Origin of the sequence: Streptomyces sp. NPDC051907 (assembly GCF_040681075.1) — a bacterium.
In the GTDB taxonomy this organism is placed as follows: Bacteria; Actinomycetota; Actinomycetes; order Streptomycetales; family Streptomycetaceae; genus Streptomyces.
Genome location: NZ_JBFAYB010000027.1, coordinates 18581 through 37293 on the forward strand (window position 1 = coordinate 18581; position 18713 = coordinate 37293).

The 18713-nt window shown below is 72.1% G+C and carries 13 protein-coding genes; 12 read left to right on the forward strand and 1 reads right to left on the reverse strand.

The genetic code is table 11. From position 1 onward, the window contains the following. The first annotated feature begins 54 nt into the window (after nucleotides 1-54). From AB0M39_RS16905 to AB0M39_RS16915, 3 genes are all read left to right on the forward strand, one after another. Nucleotides 55-2421 (forward strand): UvrD-helicase domain-containing protein, encoded by a 2367-nt coding sequence (locus tag AB0M39_RS16905; RefSeq protein WP_365364997.1) that lies wholly within the window; start codon nucleotides 55-57, stop codon nucleotides 2419-2421. Between the two features lie 856 nt (nucleotides 2422-3277). Continuing rightward, nucleotides 3278-4711 (forward strand): NAD-dependent malic enzyme, encoded by a 1434-nt coding sequence (locus AB0M39_RS16910; RefSeq protein WP_365364884.1) that lies wholly within the window; start codon nucleotides 3278-3280, stop codon nucleotides 4709-4711. A 341-nt stretch (nucleotides 4712-5052) separates the two neighbouring features. After that, entirely contained in the window at nucleotides 5053-5334 is a 282-nt protein-coding gene (locus tag AB0M39_RS16915) for an HU family DNA-binding protein (RefSeq protein ID WP_004571953.1), read from the forward strand. A 351-nt stretch (nucleotides 5335-5685) separates the two neighbouring features. Here the strand turns inward: AB0M39_RS16915 and murA are convergent, their stop codons facing one another. Further along, nucleotides 5686-7029 carry a UDP-N-acetylglucosamine 1-carboxyvinyltransferase gene (murA, locus tag AB0M39_RS16920; protein WP_365364886.1) on the reverse strand — a complete coding sequence of 448 codons (1344 nt, stop codon included), beginning with the start codon at nucleotides 7027-7029 and terminating at the stop codon, nucleotides 5686-5688. 286 nt (nucleotides 7030-7315) lie between these two features. On the opposite strand from murA, the gene AB0M39_RS16925 reads away from it, so the two are divergent. The 9 genes from AB0M39_RS16925 (at nucleotide 7316) to AB0M39_RS16965 (ending at nucleotide 18663) form a co-directional block, all read left to right on the forward strand. After that, nucleotides 7316-7876, forward strand: a complete 561-nt coding sequence (locus AB0M39_RS16925; RefSeq protein ID WP_365364889.1) for a YqgE/AlgH family protein — start codon at nucleotides 7316-7318, stop codon at nucleotides 7874-7876. A gap of 129 nt (nucleotides 7877-8005) precedes the next feature. Next, entirely contained in the window at nucleotides 8006-8293 is a 288-nt protein-coding gene (locus AB0M39_RS16930; protein ID WP_365364891.1) for a DUF3039 domain-containing protein, read from the forward strand. A gap of 247 nt (nucleotides 8294-8540) precedes the next feature. Next, on the forward strand, nucleotides 8541-9845 hold the full coding sequence (locus tag AB0M39_RS16935) for an extracellular solute-binding protein (RefSeq protein ID WP_365364893.1): 1305 nt from the start codon (nucleotides 8541-8543) through the stop codon (nucleotides 9843-9845). Between the two features lie 23 nt (nucleotides 9846-9868). Continuing rightward, nucleotides 9869-10960, forward strand: a complete 1092-nt coding sequence (locus tag AB0M39_RS16940) for a sugar ABC transporter permease (RefSeq protein ID WP_365364895.1) — start codon at nucleotides 9869-9871, stop codon at nucleotides 10958-10960. Then, entirely contained in the window at nucleotides 10957-11796 is an 840-nt protein-coding gene (locus tag AB0M39_RS16945; protein WP_365364897.1) for a carbohydrate ABC transporter permease, read from the forward strand. The genes AB0M39_RS16940 and AB0M39_RS16945 overlap by 4 nt, the downstream gene beginning before the upstream one ends. Nucleotides 11797-11935: 139 nt before the next feature. Beyond that, nucleotides 11936-13564, forward strand: a complete 1629-nt coding sequence (locus AB0M39_RS16950) for a beta-N-acetylhexosaminidase (protein ID WP_365364899.1) — start codon at nucleotides 11936-11938, stop codon at nucleotides 13562-13564. A gap of 286 nt (nucleotides 13565-13850) precedes the next feature. Next, the gene (locus tag AB0M39_RS16955; protein WP_365364901.1) at nucleotides 13851-14747 is read left to right on the forward strand and encodes an FAD binding domain-containing protein; all 897 of its coding nucleotides are present in this window, start codon (nucleotides 13851-13853) and stop codon (nucleotides 14745-14747) included. After that, complete coding sequence (locus tag AB0M39_RS16960; protein ID WP_365364903.1) at nucleotides 14744-16351, forward strand: 2Fe-2S iron-sulfur cluster-binding protein; 1608 nt, start codon at nucleotides 14744-14746, stop codon at nucleotides 16349-16351. Before AB0M39_RS16955 ends, AB0M39_RS16960 begins: the two co-directional genes overlap by 4 nt. After that, nucleotides 16348-18663, forward strand: coding sequence for a xanthine dehydrogenase family protein molybdopterin-binding subunit (locus AB0M39_RS16965; RefSeq protein ID WP_365364905.1), 2316 nt, complete (start codon nucleotides 16348-16350; stop codon nucleotides 18661-18663). The genes AB0M39_RS16960 and AB0M39_RS16965 overlap by 4 nt, the downstream gene beginning before the upstream one ends. Nucleotides 18664-18713 lie beyond the last annotated feature (50 nt).

An 18713-nucleotide genomic window follows, 5' to 3' on the forward strand; every position in this document is an offset into this window, starting at 1 on the left:
AGTGCACGTCAGAAGGGGGCCTCGGTGGCCGCGCAGGATGCCGCTGTTGATTCCATGGTCGGATCGGTCGTCGACACGGTCAGAGACCGTGAGATCGGCGTCGAGCAGGAACATCTGGACCGGGTGTACCGGCGTCTCGAGGAGAAGATCCATGAGGCGGAGTTCCTGATGAACGACGCCGCCAAACGGGGCCAAGTAGGCACCCCCGGCGCGCTCGCCGAACGGGACGCCCAGGTCTTCCGGGCCGGGGTCCACCTCAACCGGCTGAACAACGAGTTCGAGGACTTCCTCTTCGGCCGCATCGACCTGCTCTACGGCAAGGACGGCAAGAAGGGCCCGGACGGCGCGTACACCTCCGTCGAGCCGGCCGACGACGCCGTACGCCAGGACGGCGCCCGCCAGGTCGCCGACATCGGCGAGACGCTCCACATCGGCCGCATCGGCGTCCTCGACTCCGACTACGCGCCGCTGGTCATCGACTGGCGCGCGCCGGCCGCCGCGCCCTTCTACCGCTCCACCCCGGTCGACCCGGGCCGGGTGGTCCGCCGCCGCGTCATCCGCTCCAAGGGCCGCAAGGTCCTCGGCGTCGAGGACGACCTGATGCGCCCGGAGCTGACGGCGACCCTGGACGGGGCCGAGCTCCCGGTCATCGGCGACGGCGCGCTGATGGCGGCGCTCGGCCAGGCCCGCAGCCACACCATGCGGGACATCGTCGCCTCAATCCAGGCGGAGCAGGACCTGGTGATCCGGGCGCCCGCCGCCTCCGTGACGTACGTCGAGGGCGGCCCGGGCACCGGGAAGACGGCCGTCGCCCTGCACCGGGCGGCCTACCTGCTCTACCAGGACCGCCGGCGGTACGCGGGCGGCATCCTGATCGTCTCGCCGACCCCGCTGCTCGTCGCGTACACCGAAGGCGTCCTGCCGTCGCTGGGCGAGGAGGGGCAGGTCGCGATCCGCGCGGTCGGCAGCCTCGTCGACGGCGCGGAGGCGAGCGCGTACGACGACCCGGCCGTGGCCCGGGTCAAGGGCTCCTCGCGGATGCTCAAGGTGCTGCGCAAGGCCGCGCGGGGCGCCCTGGAGCTCTCCGGTCCCGCCCGGCCCGCCGCGTCCGGGCCCGGCGGGCAGCTCGCTTTCGGCGACGAGCCCGACGCCGGAGCCGACGCGACGGCCGAGACCCCCTCCCGGCTGCGCGTCGTGGCCTTCGGCCGCCGTCTGGAGCTGGAGGCCGACGACCTCCAGCGCATCCGGCACAACGTCCTCGGCGGCGCCGCGCCGGTCAACATGCTGCGCCCGCGCGCCCGCAGGCTGCTCCTCGACGCCCTGTACGCCAAGTCCGGCAACGGCGGCCGCCACAGCGACCCCGAGCTCGCCGCCGAGCTGCGCTCCTCCTTCGACGAGGACGTCGCGAGCGAGGACAGCTTCATCGCGTTCCTGGACGCGTGGTGGCCCGAGCTGACCCCGCGCGGGGTGCTGAAGGCGATGGCCGACGAGCGCACGCTGGGCCGCTGGGCGCGGCGCGTGCTCAACCCGGGCGAGGTGCGCAAGGTGGCCCGCTCGCTCAAGCGCGAGGCGTACTCCGTGCACGACGTGGCGCTGCTGGACGAGCTCCACACGCTGCTCGGCACGCCCGCCCGCCCCCGCAAGAGGCGCGAGCTCGACCCGCTGGACCAGCTCACCGGCCTCGAGGAGCTGATGCCGCAGCGCGAGGAGACCCAGCGCGAGCGGGCCGAGCGGCTGGCGGCGGAGCGCACCGAGTACGCGCACGTCATCGTCGACGAGGCGCAGGACCTGACGCCGATGCAGTGGCGGATGATCGGCCGCCGCGGCCGGCACGCCACCTGGACCGTCGTCGGCGACCCGGCGCAGTCGTCCTGGTCCTCCCCGGACGAGGCGGCCGAGGCGCGCGACGAGGCGCTGGGCAGCCGCCCGCGCCGCCGCTTCGAGCTCACCGTCAACTACCGCAACCCGGCGGAGATCGCGGAGCTGGCGGCCAAGGTGCTGGCCCTGGCGATGCCCGGGATGCAGTCCCCGTCCGCGGTCCGCTCCACCGGCGTGCGCCCGCGCTTCTCGGTCGTACGGGACGGCGACCTCGCCCAGACCGTGCGAGCCGAGGCGCAGCGCCTGCTCGACCAGGTCGACGGCACGGTCGGCGTGGTCGTCGCGATGAACCGTCGCGACCAGGCGGCCCGTTGGCTGGCGGGGCTCGGCGAGCGGGTGGTGGCGCTGGGCTCCCTGGAGGCGAAGGGGCTGGAGTACGACGCGACGGTGGTGGTCTCCCCGGCAGAGATCGCCGACGAGTCCCCGGCGGGCCTGCGGGTGCTGTACGTGGCGCTGACACGTGCGACGCAGCAGCTCACGGTGATCTCAGACCGCCGCGACGACCCGGACACGGCCGGCGTCCCGGACCTGCTGCGGGACTGACGGGGGAGGGGCGGGGAGGGCAGCCGCCCGGGTCGAGCGCGCCTGCCGCGGAACGGGCGCGCGGCGGGCCGTCGCTGGGCCTGGGGCGCTTGCCGTTCGAGCCCCGGAGGTCGAGCTGCCGGTGGGGTACGTCGACGGCCCTGTTCATCGACGGCCTCGTCGAGGCCCGCGGCCGGGACATCGACCTGGGGCGGGTGCTCAGCGAGGGCGGCGACTCCCTGGAGGAGACCTGCGACCGGGCGCCGACGGAGCCCCCGCCGGACGCGCCTGCCGCGGAACGGGCGCGCAGGCGCGCGGCGGGCCGCCGCCGGGACCGCCCGAAGCGGCCGCGGGGACCAGGGCGCTGGAGACCCGCTGACTCCCGCGCGCCTGCCTCAGCACGAGCTCGCGGCGGGCCCCGGGCCGCCGTCGGGACCGGCCGGAGACGGTCCGGCGGACCGCCCCCGGGACCCGCCGCCGAGAGGCGAAACGTCCCCTTCGTCGTCTGATGGGCAGTCAACCCGCGATGCGGGAATCACTTCCCGGGGTGGTTTGTTAGCCTGGGGGTGGCACCGGCCCGATCCAAGCCCCCGGGCCCAACCTTCGTCGCTACGAGCGACCACTTGCCGCGAGGCGAGCATGGCGGGTCGGTGCCACTCTCGTACGTACGCACAGAATGAGGCCCGCCTCACCGCTCGGTGAGGTGGGCCTCTTCTGTTTGGCCAGCGCTTCTCGTATGGTGGAAAACTGTTTCCGAAAACTAAATGACCGCATTACCTGCTACCCGCAGGTAGGTGCGAATATCGGATGGCGTCAGAGGGCCACGAGCCAAGGCGCCGTATAGCAACGAAGCTAGGGAAAGCAGAGGAACCCGGTCATGGCAACGGCGCCAAGCGTCTCGTACTCGATGACGGTCCGGCTGGAGGTGCCCGCGAGCGGAACCGCGGTCTCCCAGCTCACCACGGCCGTGGAGTCCTCCGGCGGCTCCGTGACCGGCCTGGACGTGACCGCCTCCGGCCACGAGAAGCTGCGGATCGACGTCACGATCGCGGCGACCTCCACCGCCCACGCCGACGAGATCGTCGAGGAGCTGCGCGGCATCGAGGGCGTCGTCCTCGGCAAGGTCTCCGACCGTACGTTCCTGATGCACCTCGGCGGCAAGATCGAGATGGCGTCCAAGCACCCCATCCGCAACCGCGACGACCTCTCGATGATCTACACCCCGGGCGTGGCGCGCGTCTGCATGGCGATCGCCGAGAACCCCGAGGACGCCCGCCGCCTCACCATCAAGCGCAACTCCGTTGCAGTGGTGACGGACGGCTCCGCCGTCCTCGGCCTCGGCAACATCGGCCCCATGGCCGCTCTGCCCGTCATGGAGGGCAAGGCGGCCCTCTTCAAGCGCTTCGCCGGCATCGACGCCTGGCCGATCTGCCTGGACACCCAGGACACCGACGCCATCGTGGAGATCGTCAAGGCCATCGCCCCCGGCTTCGCCGGCATCAACCTCGAGGACATCTCGGCGCCCCGCTGCTTCGAGATCGAGGCCCGGCTGCGCGAGGCCCTGGACATCCCGGTCTTCCACGACGACCAGCACGGCACCGCGATCGTCGTCCTCGCCGCGCTGACCAACGCGCTGCGCGTGGTCGGCAAGGCCATAGGGGACGTACGAGTCGTCATGTCCGGCGCGGGAGCGGCCGGCACGGCCATTCTCAAGCTGCTGATCGCGGCCGGCGTCAAGCACGCCGTCGTCGCCGACATCCACGGCGTCGTCCACGCGGGCCGCGAGGACCTCGTCGCCGCCGCCCCCGAGTCGCCGCTGCGCTGGATCGCGGACAATACCAACCCCGAGGGCGTCACCGGCACCCTCAAGCAGGCGGTCGCCGACGCGGACGTATTCATCGGCGTGTCCGCCCCGAACCTGCTGAGCGCCGAGGACGTGGCCGCCATGGCCGACGGCGCGATCGTGTTCGCGCTCGCGAACCCCGACCCGGAGGTCGACCCGGCAATCGCCCGGCAGACCGCGGCAGTTGTCGCCACCGGCCGCTCGGACTTCCCGAACCAGATCAACAACGTCCTGGTCTTCCCCGGCGTCTTCCGCGGTTTGCTGGACGCTCAGTCCCGCACGGTCAACACCGAGATGATGCTGGCCGCCGCGACGGCCCTCGCGGACGTGGTCACCGAGGACGAGCTCAACCCGAACTACATCATCCCGTCCGTCTTCAACGACAAGGTCGCGGGAGCGGTCGCGGGCGCCGTGCGGAACGCCGCGAAGGCCGCCGGGGCGGCTGTGACGGGCCCCACGTCCGCCTGACACCGGCGCGTCGCGGGTCGCGGGGCCGTGAAAGCCGCCTTAGGGTGGCGGACCATGAGCCCCGCGCTCGAGGCTCTGCGACTGCGCGGAGTCTCCAGGAAGTGGACGGAACGTCACCACGACGAGGCAGTGGCGCTTTTCGTGTGACTCCGGAGGGCGCCGGATTGGCTTTCCCGCCGCTGGTGGGGGCAGGATGCTCCCCTGAGGGCTTCGCCCTAGGGGGAACCCCACGGGCGCGGCGGGCCTGACGGCAGACCCGGGTCCGGGGACTGTCCGAGGGCCCTGGCAGCATCGGCTTCGATCTCAAGCCTCACAGGCAAGAAGAACACGGGAGTAAGAACATGAACCGCAGTGAGCTGGTGGCCGCGCTGGCCGACCGCGCCGAGGTGACCCGCAAGGACGCCGACGCCGTGCTGGCCGCTCTCGCCGAGACTGTCGGCGAGGTCGTCGCCAAGGGCGACGAGAAGGTCACCATCCCCGGCTTCCTGACCTTCGAGCGCACCCACCGTGCCGCTCGCACCGCTCGTAACCCGCAGACCGGCGACCCGATCCAGATCCCGGCCGGCTACAGCGTGAAGGTCTCCGCGGGCTCCAAGCTCAAGGAAGCCGCGAAGGGCAAGTAAGCCCCCAGTACGTGAAGGGCGGCCATCCCGGAAGGGGTGGCCGCCCTTCACGCGTCTACGGGGCGTACAGAGGGCGTGCGGGCGCTCGTGGGCAGCTGGCGGGGCCGTCGCCGCCCGGCGGGGCGTCGGCGGCCGGCGCAGCGCACCGCGGGCCCCGATCGCGCCCCGAGGCCGCCGAACGCCGAACCGCGCTCCGGGGCCCGCGGAACGCCCCATCGCGCCCCGAGGCCGCAGAACGCCGAACGCCGGACCGGCTGAGTGCTTCAGCCCGGGTCCGGCGTTCGGTTCGTTCTCGGCTCGCTCTACGGGGGTCAGCGCGCCTCGCCGAGCCCCCGCGTCACACCAGCGGCGTCACACCAGCGGCGCCGCGCTCGGCAGCTCCACCTTCGCTCCCAGCTTCTCCAGCTTCTCCATGAAGTTCTCGTAGCCCCGGTTGATCAGGTCGATCCCGTGGACCCTCGACGTCCCCTGCGCCGCCAGCGCCGCGATCAGGTACGAGAAGCCGCCGCGCAGGTCCGGGATGACCAGGTCGGCGCCCTGGAGCCTGGTCGGGCCCGAGACGACCGCCGAGTGCAGGAAGTTGCGCTGGCCGAAGCGGCAGTCCGAGCCGCCCAGGCACTCGCGGTACAGCTGGATGTGTGCGCCCATCTGGTTGAGCGCCGAGGTGAAGCCCAGCCGGGACTCGTACACCGTCTCGTGCACGATCGACAGGCCCGCCGCCTGGGTCAGCGCCACCACGAGCGGCTGCTGCCAGTCGGTCTGGAAGCCCGGGTGGACGTCCGTCTCCAGCGCGATGGCGTTGAGCGAGCCGCCCGGGTGCCAGAAGCGGATGCCCTCGTCGTCGATCTCGAACGCGCCGCCCACCTTGCGGTAGGTGTTGAGGAAGGTCATCATCGAGCGCTGCTGCGCGCCGCGCACATAGATGTTGCCCTCGGTCGCCAGCGCCGCCGACGCCCAGGAGGCCGCCTCCAGGCGGTCCGGGAGCGCCCGGTGGGTGTAGCCGCCGAGCTTGTCGACACCGGTGATCCGGATGGTCCGGTCGGTGTCCACGGAGATGATCGCGCCCATCTTCTGCAGTACGCAGATGAGGTCCTCGATCTCCGGCTCCACCGCCGCGTTCGTGAGCTCGGTGACGCCGTCCGCCAGCACGGCCGTCAGCAGCACCTGCTCGGTCGAGCCGACCGAGGGGTACGGCAGACGGATCTTGCAGCCGCGAAGCCGCTGCGGGGCCTCCAGGTACTGGCCGTCCGCCCGCTTCTCGATGGTCGCGCCGAACTGCCGCAGCACCTCGAAGTGGAAGTCGATCGGCCGGCCGCCGATGTCGCAGCCGCCCAGGCCCGGGATGAACGCGTGGCCCAGACGGTGCAGCAGCGGGCCGCAGAAGAGGATCGGGATCCGCGAGGAGCCCGCGTGCGCGTCGATGTCCGCGACGTTCGCGCTCTCCACATGCGACGGGTCCAGCACCAGCTCGCCCGGCTCCTCGCCGGGGCGTACCGTCACGCCGTGGAGCTGCAGCAGTCCGCGTACGACGCGCACATCACGGATGTCTGGCACATTGCGCAGCCTGCTGGGCTCACTGCCGAGCAGAGCGGCGACCATGGCCTTCGGCACGAGGTTCTTCGCGCCGCGGACCCGGATCTCGCCCTCCAGCGGGGTTCCGCCGTGGACAAGCAGTACATCGTCTGTGCCGGTCATGAATCTCGCGTTCCGGAGGGTCCCCCCGGGGAGCCAGGGAGAGGTCGGGCAGGGGCCAGAGAAAAGAGTAAGGGGCTACTACCCCTCTCCCGTAAGGCCAAGGGGCCTTCACAGGTGTAATGAATTCGGCACAATACGCTCAGCTTGCCCTCTCTCGCTCAGCGTCACCGCGCCCGGCGGCCGGCCGGCCGTGTCTCTCTGCTGTTTCCGGCCCGTCTGAGCTGCACTGGCTCACAGTCAGCCGCTCGGCCCCCGCGGAGGGCGAAGATGCGGGATCATGTCTCGCATGACCGAGGTGTCCTCGCTCACAGGGCGGCTGCTCGTCGCCACTCCCGTCCTCGCGGACCCGAACTTCGACCGGGCGGTCGTCCTGCTGCTCGATCACGACGACGAGGGCTCGCTCGGCGTCGTCCTCAACCGGCCCACGCCCGTGGTCGTCGGCGACATCCTGGAGCCCTGGGCGCCCCTCGCGGGCGAGCCCGGCGTGGTCTTCCAGGGCGGTCCCGTCTCCCTCGACTCGGCGCTGGGCGTCGCCGTCATCCCGGGCGACGAGGGGCCGCTGGGCTGGCGGCGGGTGTACGGCGCGATCGGCCTGGTCGACCTGGAGGCGCCGCCCGAACTGCTCGGCGGGGCGCTGGGATCCCTGCGGATCTTCGCGGGGTACGCCGGATGGGGCCCCGGCCAGCTGGAGGACGAACTGGGCGAGGGGGCCTGGTACGTGGTGGAGTCGGAGCCGGGCGACGTGTCGTCGCCGCGGCCGGAGAGCCTGTGGCGCGCGGTGCTGCGCCGCCAGCGCAGCGAGCTCGCCATGTTCGCGACCTACCCGGACGACCCCACGCTCAACTGACCCCGGGGCGGGACCGCGCCCGGGCGGGGCAGTCCGAGGGGCCCGCCGCGCCGCCGCGCGACGCCACGGGACACGGCCGCCCGGGGACGCCTGAACCGGATGGGCCGCGGGTGAGTACCCTTGGCGTTTATGAGCACTCTTGAGCCCGAGCGCGGGACAGGCACGGGGACCCTCGTAGAGCCGACGCCACAGGTGTCGCACGGCGACGGCGACCACGAGCGCTTCGCCCATTACGTCCAGAAGGACAAGATCATGGCGAGCGCCCTCGACGGCACTCCCGTGGTCGCACTGTGCGGAAAGGTCTGGGTGCCGGGGCGCGACCCCAAGAAGTACCCGGTCTGCCCCCTGTGCAAGGAGATCTACGACTCCATGGGTCCCGGCGGCGACAAGGACAAGGGCGGCAAGGACAAGAAGTAGTCCTTCCAAGGAGTCCTTCGACGTAGTCCTTCCGCTGAGAACGGCCCCCGGAGCGCGCTGACCGCGCGCTCCGGGGGCCGTTCGCGTTCCCGGCGCGACCCGGTCCCGTTGCACGGGGTGCGGCTGCTGGTCACAGAGTGGTTGAGACCTCTTGTCCGGTTGTTTGCGCGGCTCTAGCCTCCTGCGTGTTGTGCAGTACGAAACGCCCGTTGCGTATGTTGCAACGTCGACTCGTAGGGGACCTCGTATGAAGCTGTCCGCCCGAATCGCCGCCCCGGCCATGGCACTTGTGCTGGCCGGCCTCACCGCCACCGCCTGCGCGCCCCAGACCTCCGACAACAGCGCGAACAAGGACGAGAAGACGGGCACCCTGCGCGTCTGGCTCTTCCAGGAGGTCGACAACAAGCCCAAGGAGAAGGTCGTCGACGCGGCGCTGGCCGCCTTCGGCGAGAAGCACGAGGGCGCGAAGGTCGAGGTCGAGTACATACCCGTCGAGACCCGCGCCCAGAAGATCAAGGCGGCCTTCAACGACCCGAAGAGCGCGCCGGATCTGATCGAGTACGGGAACACCGACACGGCCGGCTATGTGAAGGACGGCGGACTCGCCGACGTCAGCGCGGAGTTCGCCGCCTGGGACGAGGCCAAGGACGCCGACCCGACGGCGAAGCAGTCGGTGACCGTCGACGGGAAGGTCTACGGCGCCCCGCTCTTCGTCGGCGTACGCGCGCTGTACTACCGCACCGACGTGTTCGCGGACTTGGGGATCGAGCCGCCCAAGACGCAGGACGAGCTCATCGCCACGGCGAAGAAGATCCACAAGGAGAGGCCGGAGCTGTACGGGCTCGCGGTCGGTGGCGCGTACACCTATGGCGCCATGCCGTTCATCTGGGCCAACGGCGGCGAGCTGGCCGAGCAGAGCGCGGGCTCCTACCGCGCGTCGATCGACAGCGCGGCGGCGCGCAAGGGCATCGAGGCGTACACCTCGCTCTTCGGCGACGACAACTGCCCCGCCGCCAAGTGCGCCTCGATGGGCGGCAACGCGACGGTCACCGCCTTCGCCTCGGGCAAGGCCGCCATGGCGATCGGCGGCGACTTCAGCCACCAGGCGGTGGAGGCGGGCTCGGTGAAGGGCAAGTACGCGGTGGCGCCCCTGCCCGGGCTCACGGCGGGCGAGCCGGCGCCGGCGTTCGCGGGCGGCAACAACATCGGCGTACTGAAGAGCAGCTCGCACCGGACGCTCGCGGTGGACCTGATGAAGGAGCTCACGGGCAAGGACACCCAGCGGAAGCTGTTCGAGGCGATGGGCTTCCTGCCGACGTACACGGACGTACGGGCGGAGGCGGCGAAGAAGGAGCCCTTCGTGGCCCCCTTCGTGCAGACCCTGGGCGCGGGCACGAAGTTCGTTCCGGCGTCCCCTGCCTGGGCGCAGATCGACGCCTCGCTCGTGCTGCCGACGATGTTCCAGGAGATCGTGAGCGGCAAGAAGGACGTCGAGGCGGCGTCGTCGGACGCGGCGAAGAAGATGAACGCGGCGTTCGCCGACGCGGGCTGAGCGGGCTGAGCGAGCCGAACGCCATGAGGAACACGACGAACGCCACGAACCCTACGAACGCCACCAACCCTACGGACCAGGCGAGTCCTGCCGATGGGACGGGCGCCGCGCACACGAGCAACGACGGCGCCCAGCCGCCCGCCGCCGGCGGCCACCCCACGAAGACCCGCCCCGGGAGCCGCCGCCCGGCCCCCGGCGCCGCCCGCCGCCCCAGAGCAGCGGCGACCCCCTCCGCCCGGAGCGGCGGCTGGACCCCCTGGCTGTACCTCGCCCCCGCACTCGTCGTCCTCGGCGGGCTGCTCGTCTACCCCGTCTACCAGCTGGGGCTCATCTCCTTCCTCGAGTACACGCAGGCCCAGGTCAGCGGGGGAGAGCCCACGTCCTTCAAGGGCCTCGGCAACTACCGCGCCCTCTTCGCCGACAGCCAGTTCTGGCAGGTCCTCCTCGCGACCGTCGTCTTCGCCGCCGCCTGCGTGGCCGCCACCCTCGCGGTCGGCTGCGCGCTGGCCGTCCTGCTGACGCGCGTACGCGCCCTCCCGCGCCTCGCCCTGATGCTGGCCGCCCTCGGGGCCTGGGCCACCCCCGCCGTCACCGGGTCCACGGTCTGGGTCTTCCTCTTCGACCCCGACTTCGGACCCGTCAACCGGGTCCTGGGGCTCGGCGACTTCTCCTGGACGTACGACCGCTTCGCCGCCTTCGCGCTCGTGCTCTTCGAAGTCGTCTGGTGCTCGTTCCCCTTCGTGATGGTGACCGTCTACGCCGGCGTCAAGGCGATCCCCTCCGAGGTCCTGGAGGCCGCCTCCCTCGACGGCGCCTCGCAGTGGCGGATCTGGCGCTCGGTCACCGCCCCCATGCTGCGGCCCATTCTCGTCGTCGTCACCATTCAGTCGATCATCTGGGACTTCAAGGTCTTCACCCAGATCTATGTGATGACCAACGGCGGCGGCATCGCGGGCCAGAATCTCGTGCTCAATGTGTACGCCTATCAGAAAGCCTTCGCGTCCTCCCAGTACAGCCTCGGCTCCGCGATCGGCGTCGTCATGCTGCTGATTCTGCTGGCCGTCACCCTCGTCTATCTGCGCCTGCTGCGACGCCAGAGAGAAGAAGAACTGTGAGCCTGCTCCGCATCCGCCGCCCCTGGCGTCTGGCCGCCGAGGCGGCCGCGCTCCTCACCGCCGCCGTCGTCGCCTTTCCGCTGTACTGGATGGTCCTCTCCGCCTTCAAGCCGGCGGGCGAAGTCCAGTCCGCACAGCCGCGCCCATGGACGCTCTCGCCGTCCCTCGACTCGTTCCGGCGCGTCTTCGAACAGGAGGAATTCGGCCGCTATTTCCTCAACAGCCTGCTGGTGGCGGGCGTGGTCGTCGTCGCCTCCGCGCTCATCGCGTTCCTCGCGGCCACGGCGGTCACCCGGTTCCGCTTCCGATTCCGCACGACTCTGCTGATCATGTTCCTGGTCGCGCAGATGGTGCCGATCGAGGCGCTGACCATTCCGCTGTTCTTCCTCATGCGGGACTTCGGCCAGCTCAACACCCTCGGCTCGCTGATCCTTCCGCACATCGCCTTCTCGCTCCCCTTCGCGATCTGGATGCTGCGGGGGTTCGTCAAAGCCGTCCCGGAAGCGCTGGAGGAGGCCGCCTACATCGACGGCGCGAGCCGCGCCCGCTTCCTGTGGCAGATCCTCTTCCCGCTGGTCTTCCCCGGGCTCGTGGCTACGAGCGTCTTCTCCTTCATCTCGACCTGGAACGACTTCCTGTTCGCCAAATCCTTCATCATCAGCGACACCTCGCAGTCGACCCTCCCGATGGCGCTGCTCGTCTTCTTCAAGCCCGACGAGAACGACTGGGGCGGGATCATGGCCGCGTCTACGGTGATGACCGTGCCGGTGCTCGTCTTCTTCGTACTCGTACAGCGACGCCTGGTCTCCGGCCTGGGCGGCGCGGTCAAGGACTGACGCGATGACCCCTGCGGAAGCGACCTCTACGGATTCAGCGACCTCTACGGATTCAGCGACCTCTATGGATTCAGCGAGCTCTATGGACTCCCCTTCGCCTTCCCCCGCCGCCGAAGCCGCCTCCCCGGAGAGTGCCCCCATGGACCTGATCCCCGCCCCCGCCTTCGTCGAAGGCCCCTCGCGCGGAGGGTTCCTGCTGGACTTCCGCACCACGCTGCACGCGGCCGCGGGCACGGAGACCGCCGAGCGCTGGCTGCGCTCGACCCTCGGAGCGGCGCTCGGCCTGCCGCTCGCGCCGGGCGAGCAGGGCGCGCGGAACTCGATCGCCCTGCTCCTCGACGACGGCCTCGAGCCCGAGGCGTACCGGCTGAGCGCCGTCCAGGACCGGGGCGTCGAGATCCGCGGCGGCGGCCCGGCAGGCGTCTTCTGGGGCGCGCAGACGCTGCGTCAGCTGCTCGGCCCCGACGCCTTCCGCAGCGCCCCCGTCCGCCCGGACGCGACCTACGCCGTCGCACACCAGGTCGTCGAGGACCGCCCGCGCTTCCCCTGGCGCGGCATGATGCTCGACGTGTCACGGCACTTCCTCCCCAAGAGCGACGTGCTGCGCTGCCTCGACCTCCTCGCCGCCCACAAGCTCAACGTCTTCCATCTCCACCTCACCGACGACCAGGGCTGGCGCGTCGAGATCAAGCGCTACCCCAGGCTGACGGACGTCGGCGCGTGGCGGGCGCGCACCAGGATCGGCCACGGCGCCTCAGAGCTCTGGGACGAGCGGCCGCACGGCGGTTACTACACGCAGGACGACATCCGCGAGATCGTCGCCTACGCCGCCGAGCGGCATATCGGCGTCGTCCCCGAGATCGACGTCCCGGGCCACTCCCAGGCCGCCATCGCCGCGTACCCGGAACTCGGCAACACCGACGTCGTCGACACCGCCCGCCTCTCCGTCTGGGACGACTGGGGCGTCAACCCGAACGTGCTCGCCCCCACCGAGAACACCCTCCGCTTCTACGAGGGCGTCTTCGAGGAGCTCCTCGACCTCTTCCCCGCCGATACCTCTCCGTTCGTCCACATCGGCGGCGACGAGTGCGTCAAGGACCAGTGGAAGGCCTCCCCGACCGCCCAGGCCCGCATCAAGGAGCTGGGGCTGGCCGACGAGGACGAGCTGCAGTCGTGGTTCGTCCGCCACTTCGACGCCTGGCTCGCCGAGCGCGGCCGACGCCTCATCGGCTGGGACGAGATCCTCGAAGGCGGCCTGGCGCCGGGTGCCGCCGTCTCCTCCTGGCGCGGGTACGCCGGCGGCGTCGCCGCCGCCGAGGCAGGCCACGACGTCGTCATGTGCCCCCAGCAGCAGGTGTACTTCGACTACCGGCAGCACGGCGGCGCCGACGAGCCGATGCCGATCGGCTATGTGCGCACCCTGGAGGACGTCTACCGCTTCGAACCCGTTCCACCGCAGCTCTCCGAGAAAGCCGCGGCGCACGTCCTCGGCACGCAGGCCAATGTGTGGACCGAGGTGATGCAGGACCGCTCCCGCGTCGACTACCAGGTCTTTCCCCGCCTGGCCGCCTTCGCCGAGGTCGCCTGGTCCGCGCTGCCCGCACCGGCCGAGCGGGACTTCGCCGGCTTCGAGCGCCGAATGGCCTCGCACTACGCGCGCCTTGACGCGCTCGGCGTCGACTACCGCCCGCCCGCGGGCCCCCTGCCGTGGCAGAAACGCCCCGGCGTGCTCGGACGCCCGATCGAGGGTGCGCCCCCAAACGTGTGAGCCCGGCGCCAGGCGGTCGCCGTCTGTCCGACCCCCTGGGACCGTGGAGCCGCTAGGGGAATAAGTCGTACATGGGTCGCCGAAGAGTGGCAATCCGCATGTGGCGGTGACGGTATGCGAAACCGGACCATCGGCGCGAGAAGGGGCATCCGGTGCGGATCCACCCTTCGCGGACCCTCTCGTCGGTCGGCCCGGAAGATGTGCCAGAGTTGCCACGTCCGGGCTGTGAGCACGTACGGTACGGCAACACAGGCGGGACAGCCGGGACACCGGGAAGGGGCACTGGGTGACCACGCACGCACCGCAGGCGGCGCAGTCGGTGACGCTGCCGGCCTCGCTCGACGAGGCCGTGGCGGCACTCACCGCCATGCCCGCCGCCGTGCCCGTCGCGGGCGGCACGGACCTCATGGCCGCGGTCAACAGGGGCCAACTGCGCCCCGCCGGCCTCGTCGGCCTCGGCCGCATCAGCGAGATCCGCGGCTGGCGCTACCAGGACGGGCACGCCCTGCTCGGCGCCGGACTCACCCACGCCCGGATGGGACGGCCCGACTTCGCGGCCCTCATCCCCGCGCTGGCCGCGTCCGCGCGTGCGGCCGGCCCGCCCCAGATCCGCAACGCGGGCACGCTCGGCGGCAACATCGCCACCGCCGCCCCGACCGGCGACGCGCTGCCCGTGCTCGCCGCGCTCGAGGCGGACCTCGTCATCGCCGGCCCCGGCGGCGCACGCCGCGCGATCCCCGTCTCCCACCTGCTGGCAGGCCGGGAGATGCTCGGGCCCGCCGAACTCATCGGCTTCGTACGCGTACCCCTGCTGCACGCCCCCCAGGTCTTCCTGAAGGCGACCGGCCGCACCGGCCCCGGCCGGGCCACCGCGTCCGTCGCGGTCGTCCTCGACCCCGCCCGGCGCGGGGTGCGCTGCGCGGTCGGCGCCATCGCGCCGATGCCGCTGCGGCCGCTGGAGGCGGAGCGCTGGATCGCCTCGCTGATCGACTGGGACGGCGAGCGGGGGCTCGCGGCGGAGGCGCTGGCGGCGTTCGGCGAGTACGTCGCGGCGGCGTGCATCCCTGACCCGGCCCCGGCCGCTCCGGGCGAGGAGCAGGCCGTGCTGCCGCCCGCCGTACTGCATCTGCGGCGCACCGTCGCCGCGCTGGCCCGACGTGCACTGGGGAGGGCGCTGTCGTGAGCGACGACGAGAACCAGGAGACCCCGCAGGGGCACGGCGGCTGGCAGCCGACGCCTCAGGGCGGGGAGTACGACGCCGAGGCGACCGCCTTCCTCCAGCTGCCCCCCGAGGGCGCGCTGGACGCGGCGCCGCTGGAGGCCCCGGGCCACGGCTATGTGCCGCCGATGATCAACCCGCTGACCCCGGCCGCCTCGGTGGACCCGGACACGGCGGCGTGGATGGCACAGCACCAGGACCCGCAGTACCAGGTCCCCCACCAGCAGCAGTGGCCCGAGCCCGCGCCCGCCGACCCGCAGGCGACGGGCCAGTGGACCTTCTCGGAGGCCGCGGCCCCCGAGCAGGTCGAGCCGGCCCAGACCGGCCAGTGGTCGATCCCGGTGGCGGACGGCGAGCTGCCGGAGGAGTCGGGGGAGTACGCGGCCTCGTCGCTGCGGGAGCAGTGGGAGAGCCAGGGCGCCAGCGGCACGAACGGCTCGACCGGAACGATCGGATCGGGCACGCTCGGCGGCGGCGCTCCGGCGGCGTGGACGACGCTGCCGGGCGGAGCGACGGCGCCGTGGGCGACGACGCCCCAGGAGCAGCAGCCGGAGCCTCATCCGCAGGACCGTGCCCAGCAGGACCTTCACGAGCCGCAGACTCGGCGAGAGCCTCACGAGCCTCACGAGCCGGAGTCGACGGGGGCCGCGCAGCCGACTCCCGTCGCAGGGGCGGAGTCCGTCCCGCTGCCGCCCGCGCGGGACGCGTCGCACGACCTGTCACAGCACGACCCGTCACAGCACGGCAGTGCCGCTGACTCGGTTCAGGAGGCCGCGGGGGAGACGGCCGCGGAGTCCGGCGTGGGCGCTGGCGTGGAATCCGCCGTGGACGCCCGTGTGGAGTCCGGCGCGGAAGCGGGCGTAGACGCTGGCCTCGAAGCGGGCGCGGAACTGGGAGAGGGCGCGGAAGCCCCCTCGGCAGCCGCCCCCACGTCGTCGACCGGCAGTGACGAACACCCGCCCACCTCCTACGTCCTTCGGGTCAACGGCACCGACCGCCCCGTCACCGACGCCTGGATCGGCGAGTCCCTCCTGTACGTGCTCCGCGAGCGCCTCGGCCTGGCCGGGGCGAAGGACGGCTGCTCCCAGGGCGAGTGCGGCGCCTGCAACGTCCAGGTCGACGGCCGTCTCGTCGCCTCCTGCCTGGTCCCCGCCGCGACGGCGGCCGGCTCCGAGGTCCGCACGGTCGAGGGCCTCGCCGCCGACGGCGAGCCCTCCGACGTCCAGCGCGCCCTGGCCGGCTGCGGAGCGGTCCAGTGCGGCTTCTGCATCCCGGGCATGGCCATGACCGTCCACGACCTCCTGGAGGGCAACCACGCCCCCACCGAGCTGGAGACCCGTCAGGCGCTCTGCGGCAACCTCTGCCGGTGCTCCGGCTACCGGGGCGTCCTCGACGCCGTACGCGAAGTGGTCGCCGAGCGCGAGGCGAGCGCCGCGGCGGCGGTGGAGGCCGCGCAGCAGGGCGGGCAGCCCGGCGGGCGTCCGGGCGAGGAAGCCCGCATCCCGCACCAGGCGCCCCCCGGCGCAGGTAGTGTGCAGCTCCACCCGCACGACGGAGGCATGGCGTGAGCAACGACTCGGCCACCACGACGACCCCCCAGTCGGTCGACGGCCCCCGGCCCGAGCAGCCCGCGCACGGCCTCGGCGCCTCGCTCCCCCCGGCCGACGCCCGCGCGAAGACCGAGGGGACGTTTCCGTACGCCGCCGATCTGTGGGCCGAGGGTCTGCTGTGGGCCGCGATTCTGCGCTCTCCGCACCCCCATGCCCGCATTCTGTCGATCGACACCTCGGCCGCGCTGGAGATGCCGGGCGTACGAGCCGTCGTCACGCATCAGGACATTCCCGGTGATTCGGCGTACGGCAGGCGTATCGCCGACCGGCCCGTCTTCGCCTCCGAGATCGTGCGCCACCATGGCGAGGCCCTCGCGGCGGTCGCCGCCGACCACCCCGACACGGCCCGTCTGGCCGCCGCGGCCATCGCGGTCGAGTACGAGCCCCTCGACCCGGTCACCGACCCCGAGAAGGCCTTCGCCGCCGAGCCCCTCCACCCCGACGGCAACCTGATCCGCCACATTCCGCTGCGCTATGGCGACCCGGAAGCCGCGGGAGAGGTCATCGTCGAGGGCCTCTACCGCATCGGCCGCCAGGACCCGGCCCCCATCGGCGCCGAGGCCGGCCTCGCGGTGCCGCGCCCGGACGGCGGGGTCGAGCTGTACGTCGCCTCCACCGACCCGCACACCGACCGCGATCTGGCGGCCTCCTGCTTCGGCCTGGAGCCGGACCGAGTGAAGGTCGTGGTCACCGGCGTCCCCGGCGCGACCGGCGACCGCGAGGACCCCGGCTTCCAGCTCCCGCTGGGCCTGCTGGCGCTGAGGACGGGCTGCCCGGTCAAGCTGACGGCGACCCGCGAGGAGTCCTTCCTCGGCCACGCCCACCGCCACCCCACACTGCTGCGCTACCGCCACCACGCGGACGCCGAGGGCCACTTGGTGAAGGTCGAGGCCCAGCTCCTGCTGGACGCCGGCGCGTACGCCGACTCCTCCTCGGAGTCCCTCGCGGCGGCGGTGGCCTTCGCCTGCGGCCCCTACGTCGTCCCGCACGCCTTCATCGAGGGCTGGGCGGTGCGCACGAACAACCCTCCCTCGGGCCATGTCCGCGGCGAGGGCGCGATGCAGGTCTGCGCCGCGTACGAGGCCCAGATGGACAAGCTCGCGGGCAAGCTGGGCCTCGACCCGGCGGAGCTGCGCCTGCGCAACGTGCTCGCGACCGGCGACATCCTGCCCACGGGCCAGACCGTCACCTGCCCCGCCCCCGTCGCGGAACTGCTCCACGCGGTCCGCGACTACCCCCTGCCCTCGCTCCCCAAGGACACCCCCGAGTCCGGCTGGCTCCTCCCGGGCGGCCCGGAGGGCGCGGGCGAGCCGGGCGCGGTGCGCCGGGGCGTGGGCTACGCGCTGGGCATGGTCCACATGCTCGGGGCGGAGGGGACCGACGAGGTCTCCACGGCGACGGTCAAGGTCCACGACGGAGTCGCCACGGTCATCTGCGCGGCGGTGGAGACGGGTTCCGGCTTCTCGACGCTGGCGCGCCAGATCGTCCAGGAGACGCTGGGCATCGACGAGGTCCACGTGGCCTCGGTCGACACCGACCAGCCGCCGGCGGGCCCGGCGGCCCACGGCCGCCACACCTGGGTCTCGGGCGGCGCGGTCGAGCGCGCGGCCAAGATGGTGCGCACCCAGCTCCTGCAGCCGCTGGCCCACAAGTTCGGGATGTCCACCGAGCTGCTGCAGATCACCGACGGCAAGATCACGTCGTACGACGGCGTGCTCTCGACGACGGTCATGGAGGCTATGGACGGCAAGGAGCTATGGGCGACGGCCCAGTGCCGCCCCCACCCCACGGAGCCCCTCGACGAGTCGGGCCAGGGCGACGCGTTCGTGGGCCTGGCGTTCTGCGCGATCCGCGCGGTGGTCGACGTCGACATCGAGCTTGGCTCGATCCGTGTGGTGGAGATGGCGGTGGCCCAGGACGTGGGCCGCATCCTGAACCCGGCCCAGCTGACGACCCGCATCGAGGCGGGCGTCACCCAGGGGGTCGGCGCGGCCCTGACGGAGAACCTCCGCACGGCCCGCGGCCTGCTCCGCCACCCGGACCTGACGGGGTACGCACTCCCGACATCCTTGGACGCCCCGGACATTCGCATCGTGAAACTGGTCGAAGAACGCGACGTGGTCGCCCCCTTCGGCGCGAAGCCGGCGAGCGCGGCCTCGGTGGTCACTTCCCCGGCGGCAGTGGCGTCAGCGGTGCGCGCAGCGACGGGCCGCCCGGTCAACAGGCTCCCAATCCGGCCACAGGCGGCGGTCGCAGCCCCCAACTCCTGACCGTGTGACGCTCATTGCACGTGCAATGACGGGATGCGCGGTGTCACCGT

What these genes read in the sequence shown, in the direction of transcription:
- AB0M39_RS16950 (WP_365364899.1), top strand. Translation starts at nt 11,936, where the DNA reads ATGGACCTGATCCCCGCCCCCGCCTTCGTCGAAGGCCCCTCGCGCGGA.
- AB0M39_RS16940 (WP_365364895.1), top strand. Translation starts at nt 9,869, where the DNA reads ATGAGGAACACGACGAACGCCACGAACCCTACGAACGCCACCAACCCT.
- AB0M39_RS16905 (WP_365364997.1), top strand. Translation starts at nt 55, where the DNA reads ATGGTCGGATCGGTCGTCGACACGGTCAGAGACCGTGAGATCGGCGTC.
- AB0M39_RS16925 (WP_365364889.1), top strand. Translation starts at nt 7,316, where the DNA reads ATGACCGAGGTGTCCTCGCTCACAGGGCGGCTGCTCGTCGCCACTCCC.
- AB0M39_RS16930 (WP_365364891.1), top strand. Translation starts at nt 8,006, where the DNA reads ATGAGCACTCTTGAGCCCGAGCGCGGGACAGGCACGGGGACCCTCGTA.
- AB0M39_RS16910 (WP_365364884.1), top strand. Translation starts at nt 3,278, where the DNA reads ATGGCAACGGCGCCAAGCGTCTCGTACTCGATGACGGTCCGGCTGGAG.
- AB0M39_RS16935 (WP_365364893.1), top strand. Translation starts at nt 8,541, where the DNA reads ATGAAGCTGTCCGCCCGAATCGCCGCCCCGGCCATGGCACTTGTGCTG.
- murA (WP_365364886.1), bottom strand. Translation starts at nt 7,029, where the DNA reads ATGACCGGCACAGACGATGTACTGCTTGTCCACGGCGGAACCCCGCTG.
- AB0M39_RS16915 (WP_004571953.1), top strand. Translation starts at nt 5,053, where the DNA reads ATGAACCGCAGTGAGCTGGTGGCCGCGCTGGCCGACCGCGCCGAGGTG.